Below are 20,968 nucleotides of genomic sequence, written 5' to 3' on the forward strand. Positions count from 1 at the left end.
AGCGGCACAATCCACAGGCACATGCCGGTGAGACGGGAACGGATTCCCGCCATCCCGCTTGATCCAGCATGGATAGGATCTTTCTCGCGACGATGGTTTCAGCCGTTCTTCTGCTGATCGTGGCCGCCGACCTGCTGGTCAACGGCCTCGCTCTTCAGCAGGCCCCGGTGAATCTCGCCAGCGTGGTGCCGGCATCCGGCCGACTGGTCAGATAAATGTGATGCCGCGCGTTGCGGCCGAACGACCAATTTGAATGTGCGAGCGGAACATTTGGGTCCTATCAGGACTTCTGCTCACCGCGTCAGCCACAACGGCCAGCGCGATCCGGACAGGCTCAGCTCTGCCTTGGTAGGGGGAGCTGAGCCACCGTCCGCTTCGAGAGATTATCCCCCGCTCCGATACACCTGGATGTCGAGGTCCCGGATCTTCTTCCGCAGCGTGTTGCGGTTGAGACCGAGCAGGTCGGCGGCGCGGATCTGGTTGCCGCGGGTGGCGGCGAGCGCGGCCGTGAGCAGCGGCACCTCGATCTCCTTGAGGATGCGGTGATAGAGGCCGGGCGGCGGCACGCCGTTCGGAAAGCCCTGGAAGTGCGAGGACAGATACGCTTCCACGGCGCCGCCGAGATTGTCGACGCCCTGCTGGACCGCCGCGCCCGGGCTGACCGAGGGTGGCGCAAGCTCGCCGTCGATCACCGAGGACGTGATCACGTCCTGCGGATAAAGCGCGGCGAGGCGCCGGGCGAGATTTTCCAGCTCGCGCACGTTGCCGGGCCAGCGGTGCTGCTTCAGCCGCTCCAGCGCCAGCGCGTCGAGCTTCTTTGGCGGCAGGCCGTCCTTCTCGGCCAGCGTGAAGAAGTGCCGCACGAGATCCGGCAGGTCCTCGATGCGCTCGCGCAAGGGCGGCAGCCGCAGCGGGACGACGTTGAGGCGGAAGAACAGGTCTTCGCGGAACAGGCCCTGCTGGATCAGGACGCGCAGGTCCTTGTTCGAGGCCGCGACGATGCGCACGTCGGTCTTGATCGGGGTGCGGCCGCCGACCGTGGTGTATTCGCCCTGCTGAAGGACGCGCAGCAGGCGGGTCTGCGCCTCCATCGGCATGTCGCCGATCTCATCCAGGAACAGCGTGCCGCCTTCGGCCTGCTCGAACCGGCCGGAGGCGCGCGTGTTGGCACCGGTGAAGGCACCGCGCTCGTGGCCGAACAATTCGGACTCGATGAGATCGCGCGGGATCGCCGCCATGTTGACCGCGACGAACGGACCGTTGCGACGCTTGCCGTAATCGTGCAGCGCGCGCGCCACGAGCTCCTTGCCGGTGCCGGACTCGCCCGTGATCATCACGGTGAGGTCGGTCTGCATCAGGCGCGCCAGCACGCGGTAGATTTCCTGCATCGCCGGCGAGCGGCCGACCAGCGGGATCGCCTCCATCTCGGCGTCCTCGTCCGGCGTCGAGGTCCGCTCCTTCGGCTCGGCGAGCGCGCGGCCGACGATGGCGATCAGCTCCTTGAGGTCGAAGGGCTTTGGCAGATATTCGTAGGCCCCGCGCTCGGAAGCCCGGATCGCCGTCATGAACGTGTTCTGCGCGCTCATGACGATGACGGGCAGATTCGGCCGCATCTTCTTGATCCGCGGCAACAGGTCGAAGGCGTTTTCGTCCGGCATCACCACGTCGGTGATGACGAGATCGCCCTCGCCCTGGCTGACCCAGCGCCACAGCGTTGCGGCATTGCCGGTCAGCCGCACTTCGTAACCGGCGCGGGACAGAGCCTGATTGAGAACGGTGCGGATGGCGGTATCGTCATCGGCTACGAGAATGCTACCTGCGGGCATCGTTGATCCTCATTTTGCCCCCTGTGACGCAGGCGACGACTTCCCGGCAGAGCCGTCGCGACTGCTTTGATCGGCATGTTTCACCGATGTGGAATACATCGGCATCAGCACGCGGAAGGTGGTCTTGCGCGGCTGAGATTCGCATTCGATGATGCCCCCGTGATCGCCGACGATCTTGGCGACCAGCGCCAGACCGAGACCCGAGCCGGTCTGCTTGGTGGTCACGAAGGGGTCGAACAGGTTGGGCAGGAGATCGTCGGGCACGCCAGGTCCGTTGTCCCTCACGCAGAATTCGAGCGGCAGGGATACCCGGGATTTTTGACCGGGGACTGACAGGCGCACGCCGGGGCGGAACGCGGTAGTGAGCTGGATCTCGGCGTCGGGCACGTCGATCAGGGCTTCGGCGGCATTCTTCACGAGGTTGAGGAAGACCTGGATGAGCTGGTCCTGGTTCGCCAGCACCGGAGGCAGCGAGGGATCGTAATCCTCGATGAAGCGAATGTTGCGGGCAAAGCCCGACTGCGCCAGCCGCTTCACGTGATCGAGCACGGAGTGGATGTTGACAGGGCCGCGCACCACGGGACGCTCGTCGCCGAACACCTCCATGCGGTCGACCAGCGTCACGATGCGGTCGGCCTCGTCGCAGATCAGCCGGGTCAGCATGCGGTCCTCGGACGAGGCCTGCTGCTCCAAGAGCTGCGCCGCGCCGCGAATGCCCGAAAGCGGATTCTTGATTTCATGCGCGAGCATCGCTGCTAGCGCTATCACCGAGCGCGCAGCGCTGCGATGGGTGAGCTGGCGGTCCATCTTGTCGGCGATGGTGCGCTCCTGCAGCATCACCACGATGTGGCCGGGGCGCTCCGTGAGCGGGGCCACGTGCAGATCGACCTGGCGGTCGCCGCCCATGCGCGGCGTGCCCAAATCGACCTTGTATTCGTTGACCGGCGAGTTCGACGACCGCACCTGGTCGATCAGCGCCAGCAAGGGGCTGCCGAACGGCACCAGCTCCTTCAACGACTGCCGCTTCAAGAATTGCGTCGAGATCTCGAAGAAGGCTTCGGTCGCGATATTGGCGGCGACGATCTTGCCGTCCGGCCCGATCATGAGCACGGGGTTGGGAAGTGCGTCCAGGATCGCGTCGCTGTCGGACTGAAGCGGCCGACGATGTTCAGCAGCTGAGCTCATGCAGCAGCGCTCCATGCGAAGTCGTCGAAGGCGTCTTGCAGTGAATTGTGAACGAGGCGCGGATCCTCCGAGACCAGTATCTTTTGGCGCCAGGATCTCAGCTTCTCGGCCGGCGCACGGCTCGCCTGCGCTGCGACATCAAGCGCCCAGCCCAGATGCTTGCGGGCATGCTTTAGTCCGACGCGCAGACCATAGAGTGCGCAAACGCCATCATAGAGCGTGCGGACATAATGCAGCTGCGTTTCCAGCGAGGGCACAGCTTCGTCAGCCCCGCCCTGCAAGCGGCGGCCGATCTGGCCGGGCAGCCAAGGCTGGCCCTGCGCGCCGCGGCCGATCATCACTGCGTCGGCGCCTGAGGCTTCCAATGCCGCGAGCGCCTTTTCGTAGGACGTGATGTCGCCGTTGACGACGAGCGGAATGGCGATGGCCTCGCGCACGGCGCGGATCGCATCCCAATCGGCCTCGCCCTTGTAGAACTGGCAGCGGGTGCGACCGTGAACGGTGACGAGCTTGACCCCGGCGACCTCCGCGCGCCGCGCCAGCTCCGGCGCGTTGCGTGTGCGATCGTCCCAGCCGAGCCGCATCTTCAGCGTCACCGGCACCTTCACCGCCGCGATCGTCGCATCGATCAGGCTGACGGCATGGTCGAGGTCGCGCATCAAGGCCGAGCCGGACTGGCCGCCGGTGACGTGGCGGGCGGGACAGCCCATGTTGATGTCGATGATATCGGCGCCTTCGGCTTCGGCGATCCGGGCGCCTTCGGCCATCCAGTGCGTCTCGCAGCCGGCGAGCTGGACCACATGAGGGCCGATGCCGGTGGCTTCGCAGCGCAACCGGGACATCCGGTGGCCGTTGGCGAGCTCATCGCTCGCGGTCATCTCGGACACGACGAGACCGGCCCCAAGCTCGGCGGCCAGCCGGCGGACGGGCGAGTCAGTCACACCCGACATCGGCGCCAGGAAGACCGGGGTGGCGACGTCAATATCGCCTATTTTCAACGGCTTAGAGCCGGATACTGCCGAGCCGGTCACAGGGGTCTCGTTGACTGCACAGGGCCTCATCGCGCCTGCCATGACCTATCTTGCGCACAATTCTTGTGCAGTCAAGCGTCATGCCTACAGTTTAGACAGTTCTGTAGATCTTTCAAGTGCAGTGCAGCAAAATGCTGTTTCCTACAATCCCGGGAAACCCCCTTTTTTTGCGGGCCTGCCGTGCTAGAGGCATGCCGGCAAATCACCCCCGCTCTTTCATTAGCAATTGAGTATTTGACTCCTATGGCGAAATCACAACGCACCGCTGTCGTCCTCGTGGCGGCCGGACGCGGCCTGCGCGCCGGCGCCGGCGGGCCGAAGCAATATCGCGAGATCGGCGGTGTGCCTGTGATCTATCGCGCCATGGAAGCCTTCAGCCGCCATCCTGATGTGTTTGCGGTGCAGCCGGTGGTGAACCCCGACGATGGCGCCATGTTCACGGCAGCGGTCGCGGGATTGAAACACGAGGCGCCGACCAATGGCGGCGCCACCCGGCAAGCATCGGTGCTCGCCGGTCTCGAGGCGCTCGCGAAGCACAAGCCGGACATCGTGCTGATCCACGACGCTGCGCGCCCCTTCGTCTCTGAAGGCGTGATCTCGCGCGCGATCGAGGCGGCGAGCCGCACCGGCGCTGCGATCCCCACCCTTCCCGTCACCGACACCATCAAGGTCACCGGCGAAAGCGGCAACGTCGAGGATACGCCGGACCGCGCCCGCCTGCGGATCGCGCAGACGCCGCAATCCTTTCGTTTCGACGTCATCCTCGAGGCGCATCGTCGCGCGGCGCGGGATGGGCGCTCGGATTTCACCGACGATGCCGCGATTGCCGAATGGGCGGGATTGACGGTCGCAACCTTTGAAGGCGATGTTGCCAATATGAAGCTCACCACCCCCGAAGACTTCGTGCGCGAGGAAGCGCGCCTGGCTGCCCAGCTCGGCGACATCAGGACCGGCACCGGCTATGACGTGCACGCCTTCGGCGAGGGCGACCATGTCATGATCTGCGGCGTGCGCGTGCCGCACACCAAAGGTTTCCTGGCCCATTCTGACGGCGATGTCGGCCTGCATGCACTGGTCGACGCCATCCTCGGCGCGCTTGCCGACGGCGACATCGGCTCGCACTTCCCGCCGAGCGATGCGAAGTGGAAGGGCGCCTCCTCCGACCAGTTCCTCAAATACGCCATCGAGCGCGTCACGGCGCGTGGCGGCCGCGTCGCCAATCTCGAGGTGACGCTGATCTGCGAGCGGCCGAAGATCGGTCCCTTGCGCGACACGATGCGCGCGCGCATCGCGGAGATTTCCGGCGTCGACATCTCGCGCGTGGCGGTGAAGGCGACCACCAGCGAGCGACTCGGCTTCACCGGTCGTGAGGAAGGCATCGCGGCCACCGCGAGCGCCACCATCCGCCTTCCGTTTAACGAAAAGACTTGGAGCGTCTAGACCATGGGCGGCAGCGACGCACGCGCCCTCTCCCGCTCGCTGCTCGATTTGTGCCGGATGCGCAAGCTGACGATCGCGACCGCTGAATCCTGCACCGGCGGCCTCGTCGCGGGCGCACTGACCGACATCCCCGGCTCCTCTGACGTCATCGATCGCGGCTTCGTCACCTATTCCAACGACGCCAAGCGCGCGATGCTTGGCGTCGAAGCGAGCACGCTGACGAATTTCGGCGCGGTCAGCAAGGAGACCGCGACCGCAATGGCGATCGGCGCGCTGGAGCGCGCGGATGTCGATCTCGCCGTCGCCATCACCGGCATTGCCGGCCCCGGCGGCGCCACGCCCGGCAAGCCGGTCGGTCTCGTGCACTTCGCCGCCGCCGCGCGCGATGGCCGTATCATCCACCGCGAGCACCGCTTCGGCGCGATCGGCCGCAGCGCCGTGCGCGCCCGCTCGGTGGTCGAAGCCTTGCGCATGCTGATGGATCTCGCCCGCGGCCCGCAAGTGGCTGCCAAGCCGCAACGCACCGCCGCAAGCCGCCTGCGCCCGCGCGTGACCCGCTCGCCGCGCCGGCATGCGGTGAAGCGCAGGCCGCCGCGCTCGCCGCGGGGCTGAACGGTCCCGGGTGAGCGAAGCGATACCCGGGACATCCGCAGCAAATCCCCGCATATCGCTACGCTCATGCGGGCGACAGCGCGGCATCCTGATGGGCAGCCTCAGGCCGCCGCCAGCAGCGCGCTCGCATGATCGAGCACGCGCTGCTTGACCGCATCGGCATCCGATGGATTGACCTTCGCACTCACAGTCAATTCCACGACGGGCGCGGCGAGATCAGCGGCGATCACCTTCGATACGTTGACCGACGGCGCGACTCGCTCGTCGACGCGCGGGTCCTCGCGCAGCTCCTTCAGAATCTTGTCAGCGAGCGCATTGGCCGAGCCGGCCCTGACCGGAACCGTCACCTTGACCTCGCCTGTGCCGGGATAGGCGCTGTGGTTGATGATGGCCGCGCCCCACACCTGTCCGTTGGGCAAGAGGATCTGCGTGTTGTCGGGCGCGACCAGCTCGGTCATGAACAGCGACAGCGAACTCACCTTGCCTGCCTTGCCGGCGACCTCGACGTCGTCGCCGATGCGAAAGGGCCGGAACAACAGCAGCATCACGCCGGCGGCAAGATTGGACAGCGTGCCTTGAAGCGCGAGGCCAATCGCGAGCGACGTCGCGCCCAATACGGCGACGAGGCTCGCAGTCTGGATGCCGAAGAGCTGAAGCACGGCGATCCCGACCACGGCCAGGACGCCGTAGCGAGCGAGACTACTCACGAACAACGTCACCAGCGGATCGACGCGGTGCGTGACGGTCAAGACGCGCGTGACGAAACGCTGCATCGCGCCGGACAGATACCAGCCGACCGCCAGCAGCAGGATCGCATAAACCGCGTTCAGTCCATACAGGACGAGCGATGCTTTCAGCGTGTCGAGATTGATGGTCATGGCGGCTCCAACCCGGACAGTCGGTTGAGAACGCACCGCCCTGCGAAATGATCCCCGGTGGATGTTGATGGGGAACACAGGTCCGGTAGCCTGGATGAAGCGTAGCGCAATCCAGGAATCACTCCCCGCAGGCTCGCAGGCCCTGGATTTCGCTTGCGCTCCATCCAGGCTACGAGTTCTTGTGTTGCCCGTCGGGCAAAACACATAAGTTGCAGGTAAATCGGGTCAGGCGACAATTTTCGTATTTACCCAATTTCGGATCTATCGCATCCTCGCGTCACCTCATCCCTGTCAGAGGGGCGTATCGCGATCGTCACGAACGCGGGATCGGTTGTGGTGGACGCTGGGAGCACCGGCGCGAGGGGCATCGCAGGGCGGGAAACCGCGCACACGACCGATGCTATCAGCGTACGGTAAAACCGTGTCGTCCTGACGCCCGGGGTCTGTGCGTCAAGTCTTGTGGTGATGTGTGTTGCCTAACCGGGTGCGCATGTCAGTCATCTGCAAGGCGACGGGGGCAATAGTGCACGCTCCCCGGGGAGAGCTCGGCATAAGCCGTCAAACCATCGCGCAGGGAAGGCCGTGTGTTTGGCTTCACCTGTATGCCGCTGTGCAGACTCTTGTAGCGCAAGCCTTCGCACAGTGGACCGTGGGTGCCCGGCCGGCACCCGGCCTTCCCTGTGCCCTCTGACTTCAAGAGGGTCGATGGAGCGAAGCAAGACTCGGACGGAAACTGTCGCGAGAGCGCAGCGTTATGTCCACTTTTCAAAAAGCACGCAAGTCTTGTCGAATTCGATCGGGATCGCACATGCGAAGGCCGCGACCAAACGTCATCACGCTCGCCCGATCTTGCGCGGAACCATATTGGCGCAATAATGCTCCGCTACGTTGTGATCCGGAATCAACTGGTCCCGTTCTTTGGAGGGTGACGAGAGTGTTCGCTCGCACCATTGCTCTGGCTATCGCCATTGCCACCTTGGCCGCGTTTGATGGTGCGGCCGCACAAACAGCCAACCAGCCGCCGGACACGATGGCGGCGCGGGTCGAGGCCTGTACGCCCTGTCACGGCAATCAAGGCGAAGGCACCAACGACGTCTACTTCCCGCGCCTTGCCGGCAAGCCGGCCGGCTATCTCTACAACCAACTCCTTGCCTTCAAGAACGGCCGGCGAAAATATCCGCCGATGAATTATCTGCTGGAGTTCCTGCCCGATCCGTACCTGCAGCGGATGGCGGAGTATTTTGCGGATCAGCACCCGCCTCTGCCGCCTGTGACAGCAAGCGATGCAAGCAAGGACGTGCTGCAGCACGGCCAGTCCCTGGTGTCGCGAGGCGATCCACAGCGCCAGATTCCGGCGTGCGGAAGCTGCCATGGCCCGGTCCTGACCGGCATGGAGCCGGGAATTCCGGGCCTGCTCGGACTGCGCCCGAACTACATCAGCGCGCAGTTGGGCGGGTGGCGTTATGGCACGCGCACCGCGAAGGCACCGGACTGCATGCAGCAGGTTGCGGCCCGGCTCACCGAGGAAGACGTGACGGCGGTTGCGGCATGGCTCGCGAGCCGCCCCGCGCCTGTCAACATCGCGCCGGCGCCGAAGGGTACGTACGTGCTGCCGTTCGCCTGCGGCAGTCAACCGGACTGAGGAGACAGAATTGCGCTCGGGTTCACGACTGCTTGCCGTATGGCTGTTGCTCTTCACCGGTCCGTCCGCCGAGGCGCAGCCGAAGCCTGGCTCCGACCGCGACAGCCTCGTCGCGCGCGGCGAATATCTGGCCCGCGCCGGCGACTGCATCGCCTGCCACACGGCGCCCGAGGGGCGCACCTTCGCCGGCGGACGCGCCATGCCGACGCCTTTCGGCACTCTGTATTCCTCCAACATCACGCCGGATCGCGACACCGGGATCGGCAAATGGACTGCCGAAGACTTCTACAAGGCCATGCACTATGGCCGCTTTCCTGACGGCGGATTGATGTATCCGGCGATGCCGTTCGCCTCCTACACCAAGGTCACACGAGCTGATACTGACGCGATCTTCGCCTATCTGAGGTCGATCCCGCCCGTGAGCCAGCGGAATCGCGAGCACGATCTCCGCTTCCCCTATTCCAACCGCCAGCTGATCCTCGGCTGGCGGACGTTGTACTTTTCAGAGGGCGAGTTCAAACCGGACCCGACCAAATCCCCGGAATGGAATCGCGGCGCCTACCTTGTCGAGGGCCTCGGCCATTGCGGCATGTGCCATTCGCCGATCAACGCGCTCGGCGGCACCTCGCAATCGGAAGCTTTCAAGGGCGGCCTGATTCCAATGCAGAACTGGTATGCGCCCTCGCTCACGTCCAACCGCGAGGCGGGGCTCGGCGACTGGAGCATCAAGGACATCACCGATCTGCTCCAGACGGGCGTCTCCATGCGCGGCGTCGTCTACGGGCCGATGGCCGAGGTCGTGCACAACAGCCTACAATATCTCACGGACGAGGACACCAGGGCGATGGCGGTATATCTCAAGAGCATTGCGGAGCCCTCGCCTCCGACGCCGCCAAGCTCGACGCTGCCGACCACCGAGAGCAGCCTGCTGATCAGCCTCGGCAAGACCGTCTATGACAAGCACTGCGCGAACTGTCACGGCGCGCAGGGCGAAGGCAAGCCGCCGCACTGGCCGCCGCTCGCCAACAACCAGTCGATCGAAATGCAGTCGGCGGTCAATCCGATCCGCATGGTGCTCAATGGCGGCTATCCGCCGGGCACCAAGGGCAATCCGATGCCCTACGGCATGCCGCCGTTCGCTGGGCTTCTGTCCGACAACGAGGTCGCCGCCGTCGTCTCCTACATCCGTACCGCCTGGGGTAATCGCGGCACGCCGGTCTCAGCGCGCGAGGCCAACGAGCTGCGCTCCGCACCGCTGAACTGAGAGATGCCAGAGATCCCGTCATGATCAATTCCGATCCGCCGACCAGTCCAGCCGCCGCCGACCAGGCGGTCGAGGAGGTCGTCGCGCAAGGCCCGTCCGGTGCGCTCGTGCTTGCCGGCATCGCCACGGCCTGCGTGGTCGCGATGTGGTTTGCCTTCTACCTCTTCGTCTTCCTGCCGCGCGGGCCGCTGCAATGAGCGTAGAGGAAACCCATGACAGCGCTGACGTCGCGGCCCGCGTCGAGCGGCGCTGGGCGAGTGTTGCCGTGATCATCATCGTGATGATGGCGCTGTTCGCGGCATTCGCCGGCATCCATCGCGCAACCATGCCGCAGCCGCGGGTCGAGACCACCGATCCATCGCGGCTGCATCTCTCCGGCGAATTCGTCGAGAGCAATCTCGGCAGCGTGCTGGAAGCCAATGGCAATGTGACCGTGCGCGCGATCGGCCAGCAATATTCCTTCACGCCGGCCTGCATCCTGGTGCCCGCGGACACGCCGATCACGCTGCGCGCCACCAGCGCCGATGTCGTGCACGGCATCCTGATCCAGGGCACCAATGTCAACACCATGCTGGTGCCGGGTTACATCTCCGAGCAACTCATGCGCTTTGCGAAGACCGGCGACTATCTGATGCCCTGCCAGGAATTTTGCAGCTTTGGCCATGAGGGCATGTGGGGCAAGGTCAAGGTGATCGACAAGGCGGACTTCGCGGGTCGTGCGAAGGGTGGCGGGAGGCTGAGCTGTGTTGGTCAATAGGAAGCTCATCCTCGCCCATTTCTGGCTGGCCTTTGCCGTGTTCGGCGCTGCCCTCGCGCTCGGCACCTGGCAGATGTTCATCCGCAGTCCGATCGGCACGTGGCTGACCAATCCCGAGCTCTATTACCGTTCGCTGACCGCGCACGGCACGGTGATGGGCTATGTCTTCCCGACCCTTGTCGCGATGGGATTCGGCTACGCGATCAGCGAGGCCGCGCTGCAGCAGCGTCTGGTTGGCGTGCGGTGGGCCTGGGCGGGATTCTGGCTGATCGTTGCCGGCAGCATCATGGCGGTGATCCCGATCGCGCTCGGCCGCGCCTCGGTGCTCTACACCTTCTATCCGCCGCTGATCGGCAACGTCTTCTACTATCTCGGCGTCGTGCTGGTCGTGGTCGGCTCCTGGATCTGGGTCGCGCTGATGTCGGTCAATCTGCGCGTCTGGCGCAAGGCTAATCCCGACGCGCCGGTGCCGCTCGCCATGTTTGCCAATGTCGCGGGCTCGTATCTCTGGGCCTGGACCGCGGTCGGCGCCGCGCTCGAGCTGCTGTTGCAGATCATTCCCGTCGCCGCGGGGCTGAAGTCCACCATCGATGCCGGCCTCGCCCGCGTGTTCTTTTCCTGGACGTTGCACGCCATCGTCTATTTCTGGCTGATGCCGACCTACATCGCCTATTACACCATCGTGCCGCGCGCGATCGGCGGCCGCGTCTACTCCGACACCATGGCACGGATCTCCTTCATCCTGTTCCTGGTCGTGGCGATGCCGATCGGCATGCACCACACCTTTGGAGACCCGCAAGTCGGCGCCGGCTTCAAGTTCATCCATTCGGCCTTCACCGCGCTGGTGGCGCTGCCGACATTGCTGACGGTGTTCACGATCTGCGCCTCCGTCGAGATCGCCGCACGCCTGCGCGGCGGGCGCGGCCTATTCGGCTGGATCAGGGCCCTGCCCTGGGACAATCCGATGATGCTGGCACTGGCCTTCTCCTTCATCATGCTCGGCTTCGGTGGTGCCGGCGGCCTCATCAACATGAGCTACCAGCTCGATGCCTCCATCCACAACACGCAGTGGATCACGGGCCATTTCCACCTGATCTTCGGCGGCGCCATCGTGATCATGTATTTTGCAATCGCCTATGATCTGTGGCCGCATCTGACCGGCCGCGAGCTGATCGATCTCCGCCTGATCCGCACCCAGCTCTGGCTGTGGTTCGTCGGCATGATCGTCACCACCTTCCCGTGGCACTGGGTCGGCATTTTGGGCATGCCGCGCCGCATGGCCTATTTCGACTTCGGCGATCCCGCCATCGCGCCGCAGGCGCTCTCGGTCACCTTCTCGGTGATCGGCGGCTTCGTCCTGTTGACCTCGGGCGTTCTGTTCCTGATCATTCTCGCGCGCGGCATGCGCGCACCCCAGGCTGACGCCGGCCCCTACCGTTTCGCGCTGGCCGTGCACCAGCCGGCGACCGTGCCGGTCGCGCTCAATACGTACGCGCTGTGGGTGGGACTGATGATCGCGCTCACCCTCACGAATTACGGCTACCCGATCCTGACGCTGGCGTTGAACGAAGGCACCTCGGTGCCAGCCGTCTATGTGGGAGCGCAGTGATGAGCGCGCGCGACCTCTTCACCTTCCGCAACAGGCATTTCACGACAGGTGTCGGCGTCACCGCCGCGATCCTGATCGTGACCGCGATCGGCGGCTTCATCGTGCTGCCCTTCGCGCAGCCCTGGGTTCAGTTCGCCAATGTCTGGGATGCCATCTGCAGCGCCGCCGGCCTGCCACAGCGCGCGGCGACCGTGGTGGCGCCGGAGCAGACCAGGCGCCTATCCGAGGTCGTGCTCACGTCTAGCACGCTGTCACGATCGAGCCAGGAGGCGATTGGCCGCGGCGCGACGCTGGCACAGCGTTGCGCGATCTGCCATGGCCCCACTGGCATCAGCCGCGCAGATTCGCCCAATCTCGCCGGCCAGTATGCGGCCGTGATTTACAAGCAGCTGCACGATTTCCGCTCGGGCGCGCGCACTAATGCCGTGATGTCGCCGTTTGCGATCAACCTGACCGACCAGGAGATCGCCGATCTCTCGATGTACTACGCCTATCTGCCGCGGCTTCCGGCTTATCATCCAACGCCGCAGCTGCCGAAACCGAACATCGTCATCTACGGCGCGCCGATGCGCGGTATCGCGCCCTGCGGCTCCTGCCATGGCAGCCTCGACAACAAGACCGGCAGCCCGTGGCTGGAGGGTCAGTCCGATGCTTACATGAAGGCGCAGCTCCAGGCCTTCGCCTCCGGCGAACGCCGTAACGATATCAGCCAGCAGATGCGCAACATCGCGCGCGCAATGACCCCGCAGGAGATCGAGCAGGCAGCCGCGTATTACGCCTCGCAGCCGCCGGACGTGGTGAAGGCGGTGGATTGAGGGACTGGTCTCTCCATCGTCATTGCGAGCGCAGCGAAGCAATCCAGAATCTTTCCGCGGAGGGATTCTGGATTGCTTCGTCGCAAGAGCTCCTCGCAATGACGGTGGAGAGAGGGGCGCCCGTGGCCACTACGACGACGCCAGCTTCGACCGGCCGTAGATCGCGTCCGCCCGCTTTTCGAACGCAGTGGAGAATCGTGCGAATGCAGCGTCGAACATCGAGCCCATCAGCATCGCCAGCATGCGGCTCTTGAATTCGTAGGCGAGGAAGAAGCCGACGTCGCAGACGCCCTCACCCTTGGGCTCGAACGTCCAACGGTTTTCCAGATTCCTGAACGGACCTTGCAGATATTCGACCAGGATTTTCAGATTGGGGCGGTCGAGCGTCACGCGGCTGGTGAAGGATTCCTTGACCAGCTTGAACGACACCGTCATGTCGGCGACCAGCACCTCGGTGCCGTCGGGCTTGGTCATCCGCTGGCGCACCTTCAGCGCGCTGCACAGCGGCACGAACTCCGGATAGCGCTCGACGTCGGCGACCAGATCGAACATCTCGGACGCGCTGTGATTGACGCGATGCTTGCTTGAAACTCGATGCATAGGAACTCAGCGCGCGATCGCGGCCCGCGCTGCCTTCAATCTCGCAAAATCCTCGCCGGCGTGATGCGACGAACGGGTGAGCGGGCTCGCCGACACCATCAGGAAGCCCTTGGTGTAGGCGATCTTTTCGTAGGACGAGAACTCGTCCGGCGGCACGTAGCGCATCACCGCGTGATGCTTGCGGGTCGGTTGCAGATATTGTCCGATGGTCAGGAAGTCGACGTCGGCCGAGCGCAGATCGTCCATCACCTGCTGCACCTCGTGGCGCTCCTCGCCGAGGCCGACCATGATGCCGGACTTGGTGAAGATGGTGGGATCGAGCTCCTTGACCCGCTGCAACAGCCGGATCGAGTGGAAGTAGCGCGCGCCCGGCCGCACCGTGAGATAGCGCGACGGCACGGTCTCGAGATTGTGGTTGAAGACGTCCGGCTTCGCCGCGACGACGACTTCCAGCGCCCCTTCCTTGCGCAGGAAATCGGGCGTCAGGATCTCGATCGTGGTCGAGGGGCACGCGGCCCGGATCGCGCGAATCGTCTCTGCGAAATGCTCTGCGCCGCCGTCAGTGAGGTCGTCGCGGTCGACGGAGGTGATGACGACATGGGCAAGGCCCAGCTTGGCGGTCGCCTCGGCGACGTTCTGCGGCTCAGCCGCATCCAGTGCATTCGGCAGGCCGGTCTTGACGTTGCAGAAGGCGCAGGCCCGGGTGCAGGTGTCACCCATGATCATGAAGGTCGCGTGCTTCTTGTCCCAGCACTCGCCGATGTTCGGACAGCCCGCCTCCTCGCACACAGTATGCAGACCGTTGGACCGCACGATGTTGCGGGTGTCGGCATAGCCGCGGGTATTCGGCGCGCGCACGCGGATCCAGTCCGGCTTCGGCGGCGAAGCGGAATCGGGCCGGTTCACCTTTTCGGGGTGGCGCGGGCGCAACGGGTTCGAGATGGTATCGACAATAACGACCATGGGGTGTCCGGTCTGTTCAGGTCCTACCTAGTCGGTCTGGGCAGGCATCGCAACCCGGCTCGCACCGCTTCAGGGAACATGGCAGATATGGGCAATATCCTGCTCTGTTCTCAGGCGATTCTCACCTCGAATGGCTCCAATCCCGAAGACTTCACCACTGCGGCTCGGCAAGGCCCTGAAGCGTGCCTTTTTCGGACGCAGCGTCCACGAGGTCGCGCCCGATCTGATCGGCGCCACCCTGCTGGTCGGCGGCGTCGGCGGGATCATTGTCGAGGTCGAGGCCTATCATCATACCGACCCGGCCGCGCACTCCTATCGCGGGCCGACGTCGCGGAACCAGGTGATGTTCGGCCCGCCCGGCTTTGCCTATGTCTATCGCTCCTACGGCATCCACTGGTGCGTGAACTTCGTCTGCGAGGAGGAAGGCTCGGCCAGCGCCGTGCTGATCCGCGCGCTGGAGCCGACGCATGGCTTGGCTGCGATGCGCCGACGCCGGCATCTGCAGGACGTGCATGCGCTGTGCTCGGGTCCGGGCAAGCTAACCGAAGCGCTCGGCATCACCATCGCGCACAACGCGCTGCCGCTTGACCACCCGCCGATCGCGCTGCATGCGCGGACCAAAGATGTGGAGGTCGCAACCGGAATCCGCATCGGCATCACCAAGGCGGTCGAGCTGCCCTGGCGCTATGGCATCCGGGGCTCGAAGTTTTTGAGCAAGCCGTTTCCGAAGTGATCGTCATTCCGGGACGGCTCGAAGAGCCGAACTATGGTGCGCACTTGCGCACCTGAGAATCTCGAGATTCCGGATTCGATGCTGTGCATCGCTCCGGAATGACAGCAAGCTCACGACGCCTGCTTCAGCCGCTCCAGCGCCTCGAGCAGCTTGGCCTTGCGGGCCAGCGCCGCCTCGCGCTTTTCGCGCTCCTCCTCGACGACCTCCTCGGCCGCGTTGGCGACGAACTTCTCGTTCGCCAGCTTGGATTCGGCGCGCTTGATGTCGGCGTCGGCCTTGCCGATCTCCTTGTCGAGGCGCGTGCGCTCGGCGGCGACGTCGATCACGCCCTTGAGCGGCAGCGCGGCCACCTCACCACGCACCAGCAGCTGAACCGCACCGTCAGGCGCACGGTCGGCGAAGGAAATCTCCGACAGCCGCGCCATGCGCTTGATGACATCGGTCCAGCGCGGCGCGCGCTCCCTGGTCTCGGCCGAGGCGCCGGCGAGCACCAGCGCCGTCAGCGTCGCCGGCGGGATGTTCATCTCGGCACGCACCGAGCGGATCTGGGTGATGAGGTCGATCACCCAGCCGATCTCGGCTTCCGCCTTGGGATCGGTGAAATCGGCATGGTCGAAGATCGGCATGACCAGCGCCGGCGAGATCAGCGGATCGATCGGCCCGGCGGCTGCGGCGAGCATCGCGAGTTGCTCCGGCGAAGGCTGAGCCGGCTTCAGCGGCCACGGCGCCAATGCGAGCAGGCCGTCGCGCTTGGCTGTCACCTCCCACAGCTCTTCGGTGATGAAGGGCATGAAGGGGTGCAGCAGCTTGAGGATCTCGTCACGCGCCCAGGCGACCATGGCGCGGGTCTCGTCCTTGGCGGGGCAGTCTGGGCCGAGCAGCACGGGCTTTGCGAGCTCGACATACCAGTCGCAATAGACGTTCCAGACGAAGCGATAGATGCTGCCTGCAGCATCGTTGAAGCGATAGGCTTCGATTGCCTCGGTCACCTCACGCGTGGTGTGCGCACTTTCATGCGCGATCCAGCGGTTCAGTGTCTCCTTCGCCTTCGCCGGCTCGAAACCGTCTGGCACGGCGCAGTGGTTCATCTCGGCGAAGCGACACGCGTTCCAGAGCTTTGTCGCGAAGTTGCGATAGCCCTCGACGCGGCTGGTGGCGAGCTTGATGTCGCGCCCCTGCGCCGCCATCGCAGCCAGCGTGAAGCGCAGCGCGTCCGCTCCGTATTCGTCGATCAGGTTGAGGGGATCGATGACGTTGCCCTTCGACTTCGACATCTTGGCGCCCTTCTCGTCGCGGACCAGGGCGTGGATGTAGACGGTCGAGAACGGCACCTCCTTCATGAAGTGCAGGCCCATCATCATCATGCGGGCGACCCAGAAGAAGATGATGTCGAAGCCGGTCACCAACGCATTGGTCGGATAATAGCGCTGCACCTCGGGCGTGTCGTCGGGCCAGCCGAGCGTCGAGAACGGCCACAGCGCCGAGGAGAACCAGGTGTCGAGAACGTCCTCGTCACGGGTGATGAAGCCTTCGCGCTTGTTGCGGTCGAGCGCCATCTCGCGCCCCTGCTCGGGCGTGATGACCTCCTGCTCGACGTAATAGCCGAGCGCGTGGCTGACGGCCTCCTCCTCGGTCTCGGCGACGAACACCTTGCCATCCGGACCGTACCAGGCCGGGATCTGGTGACCCCACCAGAGCTGGCGCGAGATGCACCAGGGCTGGATGTTCTCCATCCAGTCGAAATAGGTCTTTTCCCAGTTCTTCGGCACGAAAGTCATCTCGCCCGAGCGCACCGCCGCGATCGCAGGCTTGGCCAGCGTCTTGGCGTCGACATACCACTGGTCGGTCAGATACGGCTCGATCACGCTGTTCGAGCGATCGCCATGCGGCACCATGTGGGTGTGCGGCTCGATCCGTTCGACGAAGCCGAAGCTCTCCAGCCGCTCGACGATGCGCTTGCGCGCGGCGAAGCGATCGACCTTGTGGAACTCCTCCGCGAACTGCGATGCGCCCTCGGGCAGGTCGCGCAGATAATCCTCGTTGTCGAGGAGATCGAGGCAGCCTTCCCTGTCGATCACGCTGATCCGGCGCAGGCCGTGGCGATTGCCGACTTCGAAGTCGTTGAAGTCGTGCGCCGGCGTCACCTTCACCGCGCCCGAGCCTTTCTCCGGATCGGAATAGTCGTCGGCGACGATCTGGATCTTGCGGCCGACCAGCGGCAGGATGACGTTCTTGCCGACCAGCCTCAGGTAGCGCTCGTCCTCGGGATGCACGGCCACGCCGGTATCGCCGAGCATGGTCTCGGGGCGCGTGGTGGCGACGACGATGAAGCTCGAGGGATCCTCGGGGCTGAACGTCTTGCCCTCGATCGGGTAGCGCAGATACCAGAGGTGGCCCTTGACCTCGGTCTGCTGCACTTCGAGATCGGAGATCGCGGTCAGGAGCTTGGTGTCCCAGTTCACCAGCCGCTTGTCCTTGTAGATCAGGCCCTCGCGGTGCAGCTCGACGAACACCTTGACGACGGCCTTCGACAGGCCCTCGTCCATGGTAAAGCGCTCGCGCGACCAGTCGCAGGAGGCACCGAGCCGCTTGAGCTGGTTGATGATGGTGTCGCCGCTCTCGGCCTTCCACTGCCAGACCCGCTCAAGAAACTTCTCGCGGCCCATCTCGCGGCGGCCGGGCTGCTGGCGCTCCATCAGCTGCCGCTCGACCACCATCTGGGTGGCGATGCCGGCATGGTCGGTGCCGGGCTGCCACAACACGTCGCGGCCGCGCATGCGCTCGAACCGGCACAGAATGTCCTGCAGCGTGTTGTTGAGGGCGTGGCCCATGTGCAGCGAGCCCGTCACGTTCGGCGGCGGGATCACGATGGTGAACGGCACCGCGTCGCGACGGTCAGGGCGGCCGGCCTTAAAGGCAAGGCTGTCCTCCCACACGACGGACATGCGGGTTTCGATATCGGCGGGTTGGTAATTTTTCTCGATCATGGGGCTAGAAAGCCGCGCGCGCGGTTCAAGTCAACGGGAAGCTCAACGGCAGGCACTCCGGCCTAGGGCGCAAGGCCGAATATCACGCAGGAGCAGGGCTTTATCGGGGCCGTACGGCCCTTCTTAACGGCCGCCGCGCGAGACCCGCTCGATTTCGGCCTTCACGATGCGTTCAACGAGGCCCGGCAGGTTGTCATCGAGCCAGGACTTCAGCATTGGACGCAGCATCTCCTTGACCAGGTCCTCCAGCGTCCGTGCATTGCTGCTGAGCACCGTGTGGGCCAGGGAGTTGAAGGCGGATTCGACCGCGGAGACCGTCGATTGCGCGAGGATCGGCTGCTGCGGCGGCAACGGCGGGGCGTCAAAGTCCACCGGCGCGTAGGACGATGGCGGTGCGGTGCGCGGTGGCGGCGATTCGGCGAATTCCAGATCGTCGCGCGGCTCGACCTTGCGGAAGCTTGGCGGCGGCGGAGGCGGTGTCGGATCCACCGCCATCTCGTCCGTCAGTTCGAGGACGTCGGGCTCGGGCTCGGGCTCGGGAGCGCGGGCCTCCGGCGCAGGCGTGGCCGCGTCGAGCCCCGCCAGCAGGGCGTCGATATCGTCCTGGCTGTTGGATGCGTCCGCCGCAGGCGCGGGTGGCGGCGGCGCCGGAGCCGGCTTCGCAGCTGGCGGCGCAGGCTTCTCGGCGGCAGGTTTTGCGGAAGCGACCTTGGATGGCGGAATGTCGTTCATGGCCTGCGGCTTCGGCGCCGCAGCCTTCTCGGGCTTGGCGGCCTCGGCCGGCGGGGGCTTTGCCTCATCGTCGGCAATGATGCGCCGGATCGAGGCCAGAATCTCCTCCATCGAGGGTTCTGTGACCTTTGCAGGCTGCGTCATCTCCGACTCCACATCATCAACGCCCTCGCATGCGTTGTTTTACACCAAGCACGACAGGATTGGCCGGTTCCGGACGGGAGGCCCGTGATTTTCGTCGCGGCAGCCCGACTTGTCCCCAGATCACGGGCTCGATGTGCAGCGGCGCGCCCCTGCCCCCGCACTCAAGCGTTACGCACACGAGATCGATGCGGCGCGAATCGACCCGCACCTTCATGGCAAGGCTATGTCAGGGAATTTGACGATTGCAAGCGAAGCGCCGGTCGACCTCGTCTGTTCGCGAGGTCGACCGGATGATCACGGGAATCAGCGCCCGTCGGGCGTGCGCACCCCGGCCCAGCTGTCGCGGACCTGATGATAGTGAACGCTGGGGTCGTAGGTTGTGGTCGGCAAGCCAAGGACCTGCGGCGATAGACGGCCTACGGCACTCAGCACTGAATAGGATGCAACCACGCGATCGTGTTGTGCGGTGACGAGTGCGACACGCGCGTTCACCAGCGCCTGCTGCGCGTTGAGCACGTCGAGCGTGGTGCGCTGACCAGCCTTGGCCTCTTCACGGACACCGTTCAGTGCGATCTCTGAGGCCGTGACCTGTGCCTGCGCGGACTGCACCTGCGCCTTGCTGGCCTGCAACTGGCCCCATGCCTGCACGACCGTGGCACGAGCCTGATCGCGGGTCGTCTCCAGATTGAGGCGCTGCTGCGCAAGGTTCTCCTTGGACTGACGAATCAGCGCGTATTCGGCGCCGCCCTGATAGATCGGAGCCGAGAGCTGCGCGACCGCGGAGGCTCCGAACGAGCGGTATTGGATCAGGGACTGCTCATAGGCTTGGGTGACGGATGCTTGCAGGGTGACCGTCGGCAGCAGCGCGCCTTCGTTGACCTTCACCTGAAGATAATTGACGTCGATACCATACATGCTCGCCGTGACGTTAGGGTTCTCGATGAGGGCAAGCTCGATGGCAGCTGCAAGCGTCGGAGGCAGAAACCGATCGACAGGGGAGCCCGGCGCGAGGTTCGTCGGCTCGTTACCGATGATCCGCCGGAAGTTCGCCCGCGTCGTGGTCAAATTCGCTTCGGCAGTGAGCGCCTGCGTCTTGCCGGCCGCCAGTTGCGCCTCCGATTGCGCGACGTCAGTGCGGGTTACTTCGCCGACGTTGAAGCGGTCACGAGTCTGCTTCAGCGTCTGCTCGAGCACGCGTACGTTGCTACGCTGGACCTCCAGCGTGGCGGCGTCGCGCAGATAGTCCATGTATGTCGTCGCGGCCTGGAGCAGCACGCTCTGATCAAGCACGCGCAACCCCTCGCGGGCTCCGGAGACCTGGCTCTCGGCGGCGCGCGTCCGGTTGGCAGTCTGATTGCCGTTGTACAATGTCTGCGAAGCGGTCAATCCGACGCTACGGGGGATGCCCGTACCGTTAACGGGGTCGCTGGTCGAGCTGCTCTTGAAGTCCGAGTACTGGTAACCAGCGCTCGCGGTCAGCGAAACCCTCGGGCGATAGCCCGACAAGGCCTGAGGCACGTTTTCGTCAGTCGAGCGCACCTGGGCACGCTGTGCGTTGAGCTGCGGATTGTTCTGATAGGCGCGCACCAGCGCGGCGTCGATCGTATCCGCCAAGGCAGGCGTCGGCCCGGCGAGCGCCAGCAGCAGGACCGAAACCGCAGCTCCGGTGAAGAGCTTCACCCCATGCATCCCTGAAATTCCGTTCATTCTAACGCCCGGCTCGTGCCCGCGAGCTGGGTTACCGTCTACG

The 20,968-nt window shown here is 64.9% G+C and carries 19 protein-coding genes; 10 read left to right on the forward strand and 9 right to left on the reverse strand.

What is annotated here, in order from left to right; translation table 11 throughout:
• Window positions 1-92: 92 nt before the first annotated feature.
• Window positions 93-215 (forward strand): hypothetical protein, encoded by a 123-nt coding sequence (locus tag ACVIIV_RS25545; RefSeq protein ID WP_456746606.1) that lies wholly within the window; start codon window positions 93-95, stop codon window positions 213-215.
• A 168-nt stretch (window positions 216-383) separates the two neighbouring features.
• On the opposite strand, the gene ntrC is transcribed toward ACVIIV_RS25545, so the two are convergent.
• The 3 genes from ntrC to dusB are packed head-to-tail and all read right to left on the reverse strand — an operon-like array spanning window position 384 to window position 4,009.
• Window positions 384-1,826, reverse strand: coding sequence for a nitrogen regulation protein NR(I) (ntrC, locus tag ACVIIV_RS25550; protein WP_456746607.1), 1,443 nt, complete (start codon window positions 1,824-1,826; stop codon window positions 384-386).
• Window positions 1,827-1,835: 9 nt separating this feature from the next.
• Window positions 1,836-3,011: a two-component system sensor histidine kinase NtrB gene (locus ACVIIV_RS25555; protein ID WP_027573361.1), complete on the reverse strand. Its 1,176-nt coding sequence runs from the start codon at window positions 3,009-3,011 to the stop codon at window positions 1,836-1,838.
• On the reverse strand, window positions 3,008-4,009 hold the full coding sequence (dusB, locus tag ACVIIV_RS25560; RefSeq protein ID WP_456748824.1) for a tRNA dihydrouridine synthase DusB: 1,002 nt from the start codon (window positions 4,007-4,009) through the stop codon (window positions 3,008-3,010). Before dusB ends, ACVIIV_RS25555 begins: the two co-directional genes overlap by 4 nt.
• 276 nt (window positions 4,010-4,285) lie before the next feature.
• Between dusB and ACVIIV_RS25565 the strand changes: the two genes are divergently transcribed.
• Both ACVIIV_RS25565 and ACVIIV_RS25570 read left to right on the forward strand, forming a co-directional pair.
• Entirely contained in the window at window positions 4,286-5,482 is a 1,197-nt protein-coding gene (locus ACVIIV_RS25565) for a bifunctional 2-C-methyl-D-erythritol 4-phosphate cytidylyltransferase/2-C-methyl-D-erythritol 2,4-cyclodiphosphate synthase (RefSeq protein ID WP_456746608.1), read from the forward strand.
• Window positions 5,483-5,485: 3 nt separating this feature from the next.
• The gene (locus ACVIIV_RS25570) at window positions 5,486-6,094 is read left to right on the forward strand and encodes a CinA family protein (RefSeq protein WP_456746609.1); all 609 of its coding nucleotides are present in this window, start codon (window positions 5,486-5,488) and stop codon (window positions 6,092-6,094) included.
• A gap of 101 nt (window positions 6,095-6,195) precedes the next feature.
• Here the strand turns inward: ACVIIV_RS25570 and ACVIIV_RS25575 are convergent, their stop codons facing one another.
• Window positions 6,196-6,972 (reverse strand): mechanosensitive ion channel family protein, encoded by a 777-nt coding sequence (locus tag ACVIIV_RS25575; RefSeq protein WP_456746610.1) that lies wholly within the window; start codon window positions 6,970-6,972, stop codon window positions 6,196-6,198.
• A 934-nt stretch (window positions 6,973-7,906) separates the two neighbouring features.
• On the opposite strand from ACVIIV_RS25575, the gene ACVIIV_RS25580 reads away from it, so the two are divergent.
• The 6 genes from ACVIIV_RS25580 to ACVIIV_RS25605 are packed head-to-tail and all read left to right on the forward strand — an operon-like array spanning window position 7,907 to window position 13,059.
• Window positions 7,907-8,614, forward strand: coding sequence for a c-type cytochrome (locus ACVIIV_RS25580; RefSeq protein ID WP_456746611.1), 708 nt, complete (start codon window positions 7,907-7,909; stop codon window positions 8,612-8,614).
• 10 nt (window positions 8,615-8,624) lie between these two features.
• Entirely contained in the window at window positions 8,625-9,878 is a 1,254-nt protein-coding gene (locus tag ACVIIV_RS25585) for a cytochrome c (protein WP_456746612.1), read from the forward strand.
• A gap of 20 nt (window positions 9,879-9,898) precedes the next feature.
• Window positions 9,899-10,075: a hypothetical protein gene (locus ACVIIV_RS25590; RefSeq protein WP_456746613.1), complete on the forward strand. Its 177-nt coding sequence runs from the start codon at window positions 9,899-9,901 to the stop codon at window positions 10,073-10,075.
• Window positions 10,072-10,635: a cytochrome C oxidase subunit II gene (locus ACVIIV_RS25595; RefSeq protein WP_456746614.1), complete on the forward strand. Its 564-nt coding sequence runs from the start codon at window positions 10,072-10,074 to the stop codon at window positions 10,633-10,635. Before ACVIIV_RS25590 ends, ACVIIV_RS25595 begins: the two co-directional genes overlap by 4 nt.
• A complete protein-coding gene (locus ACVIIV_RS25600; RefSeq protein ID WP_456746615.1) occupies window positions 10,622-12,244 on the forward strand; it encodes a b(o/a)3-type cytochrome-c oxidase subunit 1 in 1,623 nt (540 codons plus the stop codon). The genes ACVIIV_RS25595 and ACVIIV_RS25600 overlap by 14 nt, the downstream gene beginning before the upstream one ends.
• On the forward strand, window positions 12,244-13,059 hold the full coding sequence (locus tag ACVIIV_RS25605; protein WP_456746616.1) for a c-type cytochrome: 816 nt from the start codon (window positions 12,244-12,246) through the stop codon (window positions 13,057-13,059). The genes ACVIIV_RS25600 and ACVIIV_RS25605 overlap by 1 nt, the downstream gene beginning before the upstream one ends.
• A gap of 129 nt (window positions 13,060-13,188) precedes the next feature.
• Here the strand turns inward: ACVIIV_RS25605 and ACVIIV_RS25610 are convergent, their stop codons facing one another.
• Together ACVIIV_RS25610 and lipA are read right to left on the reverse strand one after the other, a co-directional pair.
• Window positions 13,189-13,659, reverse strand: coding sequence for a type II toxin-antitoxin system RatA family toxin (locus ACVIIV_RS25610; RefSeq protein WP_456746617.1), 471 nt, complete (start codon window positions 13,657-13,659; stop codon window positions 13,189-13,191).
• Between the two features lie 6 nt (window positions 13,660-13,665).
• Window positions 13,666-14,622: a lipoyl synthase gene (gene lipA, locus ACVIIV_RS25615; protein ID WP_456746618.1), complete on the reverse strand. Its 957-nt coding sequence runs from the start codon at window positions 14,620-14,622 to the stop codon at window positions 13,666-13,668.
• Window positions 14,623-14,752: 130 nt separating this feature from the next.
• On the opposite strand from lipA, the gene ACVIIV_RS25620 reads away from it, so the two are divergent.
• Window positions 14,753-15,355, forward strand: coding sequence for a DNA-3-methyladenine glycosylase (locus ACVIIV_RS25620; RefSeq protein WP_456746619.1), 603 nt, complete (start codon window positions 14,753-14,755; stop codon window positions 15,353-15,355).
• A gap of 110 nt (window positions 15,356-15,465) precedes the next feature.
• On the opposite strand, the gene ACVIIV_RS25625 is transcribed toward ACVIIV_RS25620, so the two are convergent.
• The 3 genes from ACVIIV_RS25625 to ACVIIV_RS25635 all read right to left on the reverse strand — a co-directional run bounded on the left by ACVIIV_RS25625 (window position 15,466) and on the right by ACVIIV_RS25635 (window position 20,907).
• Window positions 15,466-18,342, reverse strand: coding sequence for a valine--tRNA ligase (locus ACVIIV_RS25625; protein WP_456746620.1), 2,877 nt, complete (start codon window positions 18,340-18,342; stop codon window positions 15,466-15,468).
• A gap of 123 nt (window positions 18,343-18,465) precedes the next feature.
• On the reverse strand, window positions 18,466-19,218 hold the full coding sequence (locus tag ACVIIV_RS25630) for a PopZ family protein (RefSeq protein WP_456746621.1): 753 nt from the start codon (window positions 19,216-19,218) through the stop codon (window positions 18,466-18,468).
• Window positions 19,219-19,521: 303 nt separating this feature from the next.
• Window positions 19,522-20,907: a TolC family outer membrane protein gene (locus ACVIIV_RS25635; protein ID WP_456748825.1), complete on the reverse strand. Its 1,386-nt coding sequence runs from the start codon at window positions 20,905-20,907 to the stop codon at window positions 19,522-19,524.
• Window positions 20,908-20,968 lie beyond the last annotated feature (61 nt).

This window comes from Bradyrhizobium sp. USDA 4354 (assembly GCF_054060315.1).

Coding starts and splice junctions, on each gene's coding strand:
- ACVIIV_RS25545 (WP_456746606.1), top strand. CDS start 93: ATGGTTTCAGCCGTTCTTCTGCTGATCGTGGCCGCCGACCTGCTGGTC.
- ntrC (WP_456746607.1), bottom strand. CDS start 1,826: ATGCCCGCAGGTAGCATTCTCGTAGCCGATGACGATACCGCCATCCGC.
- ACVIIV_RS25555 (WP_027573361.1), bottom strand. CDS start 3,011: ATGAGCTCAGCTGCTGAACATCGTCGGCCGCTTCAGTCCGACAGCGAC.
- ACVIIV_RS25565 (WP_456746608.1), top strand. CDS start 4,286: ATGGCGAAATCACAACGCACCGCTGTCGTCCTCGTGGCGGCCGGACGC.
- ACVIIV_RS25570 (WP_456746609.1), top strand. CDS start 5,486: ATGGGCGGCAGCGACGCACGCGCCCTCTCCCGCTCGCTGCTCGATTTG.
- ACVIIV_RS25575 (WP_456746610.1), bottom strand. CDS start 6,972: ATGACCATCAATCTCGACACGCTGAAAGCATCGCTCGTCCTGTATGGA.
- ACVIIV_RS25590 (WP_456746613.1), top strand. CDS start 9,899: ATGATCAATTCCGATCCGCCGACCAGTCCAGCCGCCGCCGACCAGGCG.
- ACVIIV_RS25595 (WP_456746614.1), top strand. CDS start 10,072: ATGAGCGTAGAGGAAACCCATGACAGCGCTGACGTCGCGGCCCGCGTC.
- ACVIIV_RS25605 (WP_456746616.1), top strand. CDS start 12,244: ATGAGCGCGCGCGACCTCTTCACCTTCCGCAACAGGCATTTCACGACA.
- ACVIIV_RS25610 (WP_456746617.1), bottom strand. CDS start 13,659: ATGCATCGAGTTTCAAGCAAGCATCGCGTCAATCACAGCGCGTCCGAG.
- lipA (WP_456746618.1), bottom strand. CDS start 14,622: ATGGTCGTTATTGTCGATACCATCTCGAACCCGTTGCGCCCGCGCCAC.
- ACVIIV_RS25620 (WP_456746619.1), top strand. CDS start 14,753: ATGGCTCCAATCCCGAAGACTTCACCACTGCGGCTCGGCAAGGCCCTG.
- ACVIIV_RS25625 (WP_456746620.1), bottom strand. CDS start 18,342: ATGATCGAGAAAAATTACCAACCCGCCGATATCGAAACCCGCATGTCC.
- ACVIIV_RS25630 (WP_456746621.1), bottom strand. CDS start 19,218: ATGACGCAGCCTGCAAAGGTCACAGAACCCTCGATGGAGGAGATTCTG.
- ACVIIV_RS25635 (WP_456748825.1), bottom strand. CDS start 20,907: ATGCATGGGGTGAAGCTCTTCACCGGAGCTGCGGTTTCGGTCCTGCTG.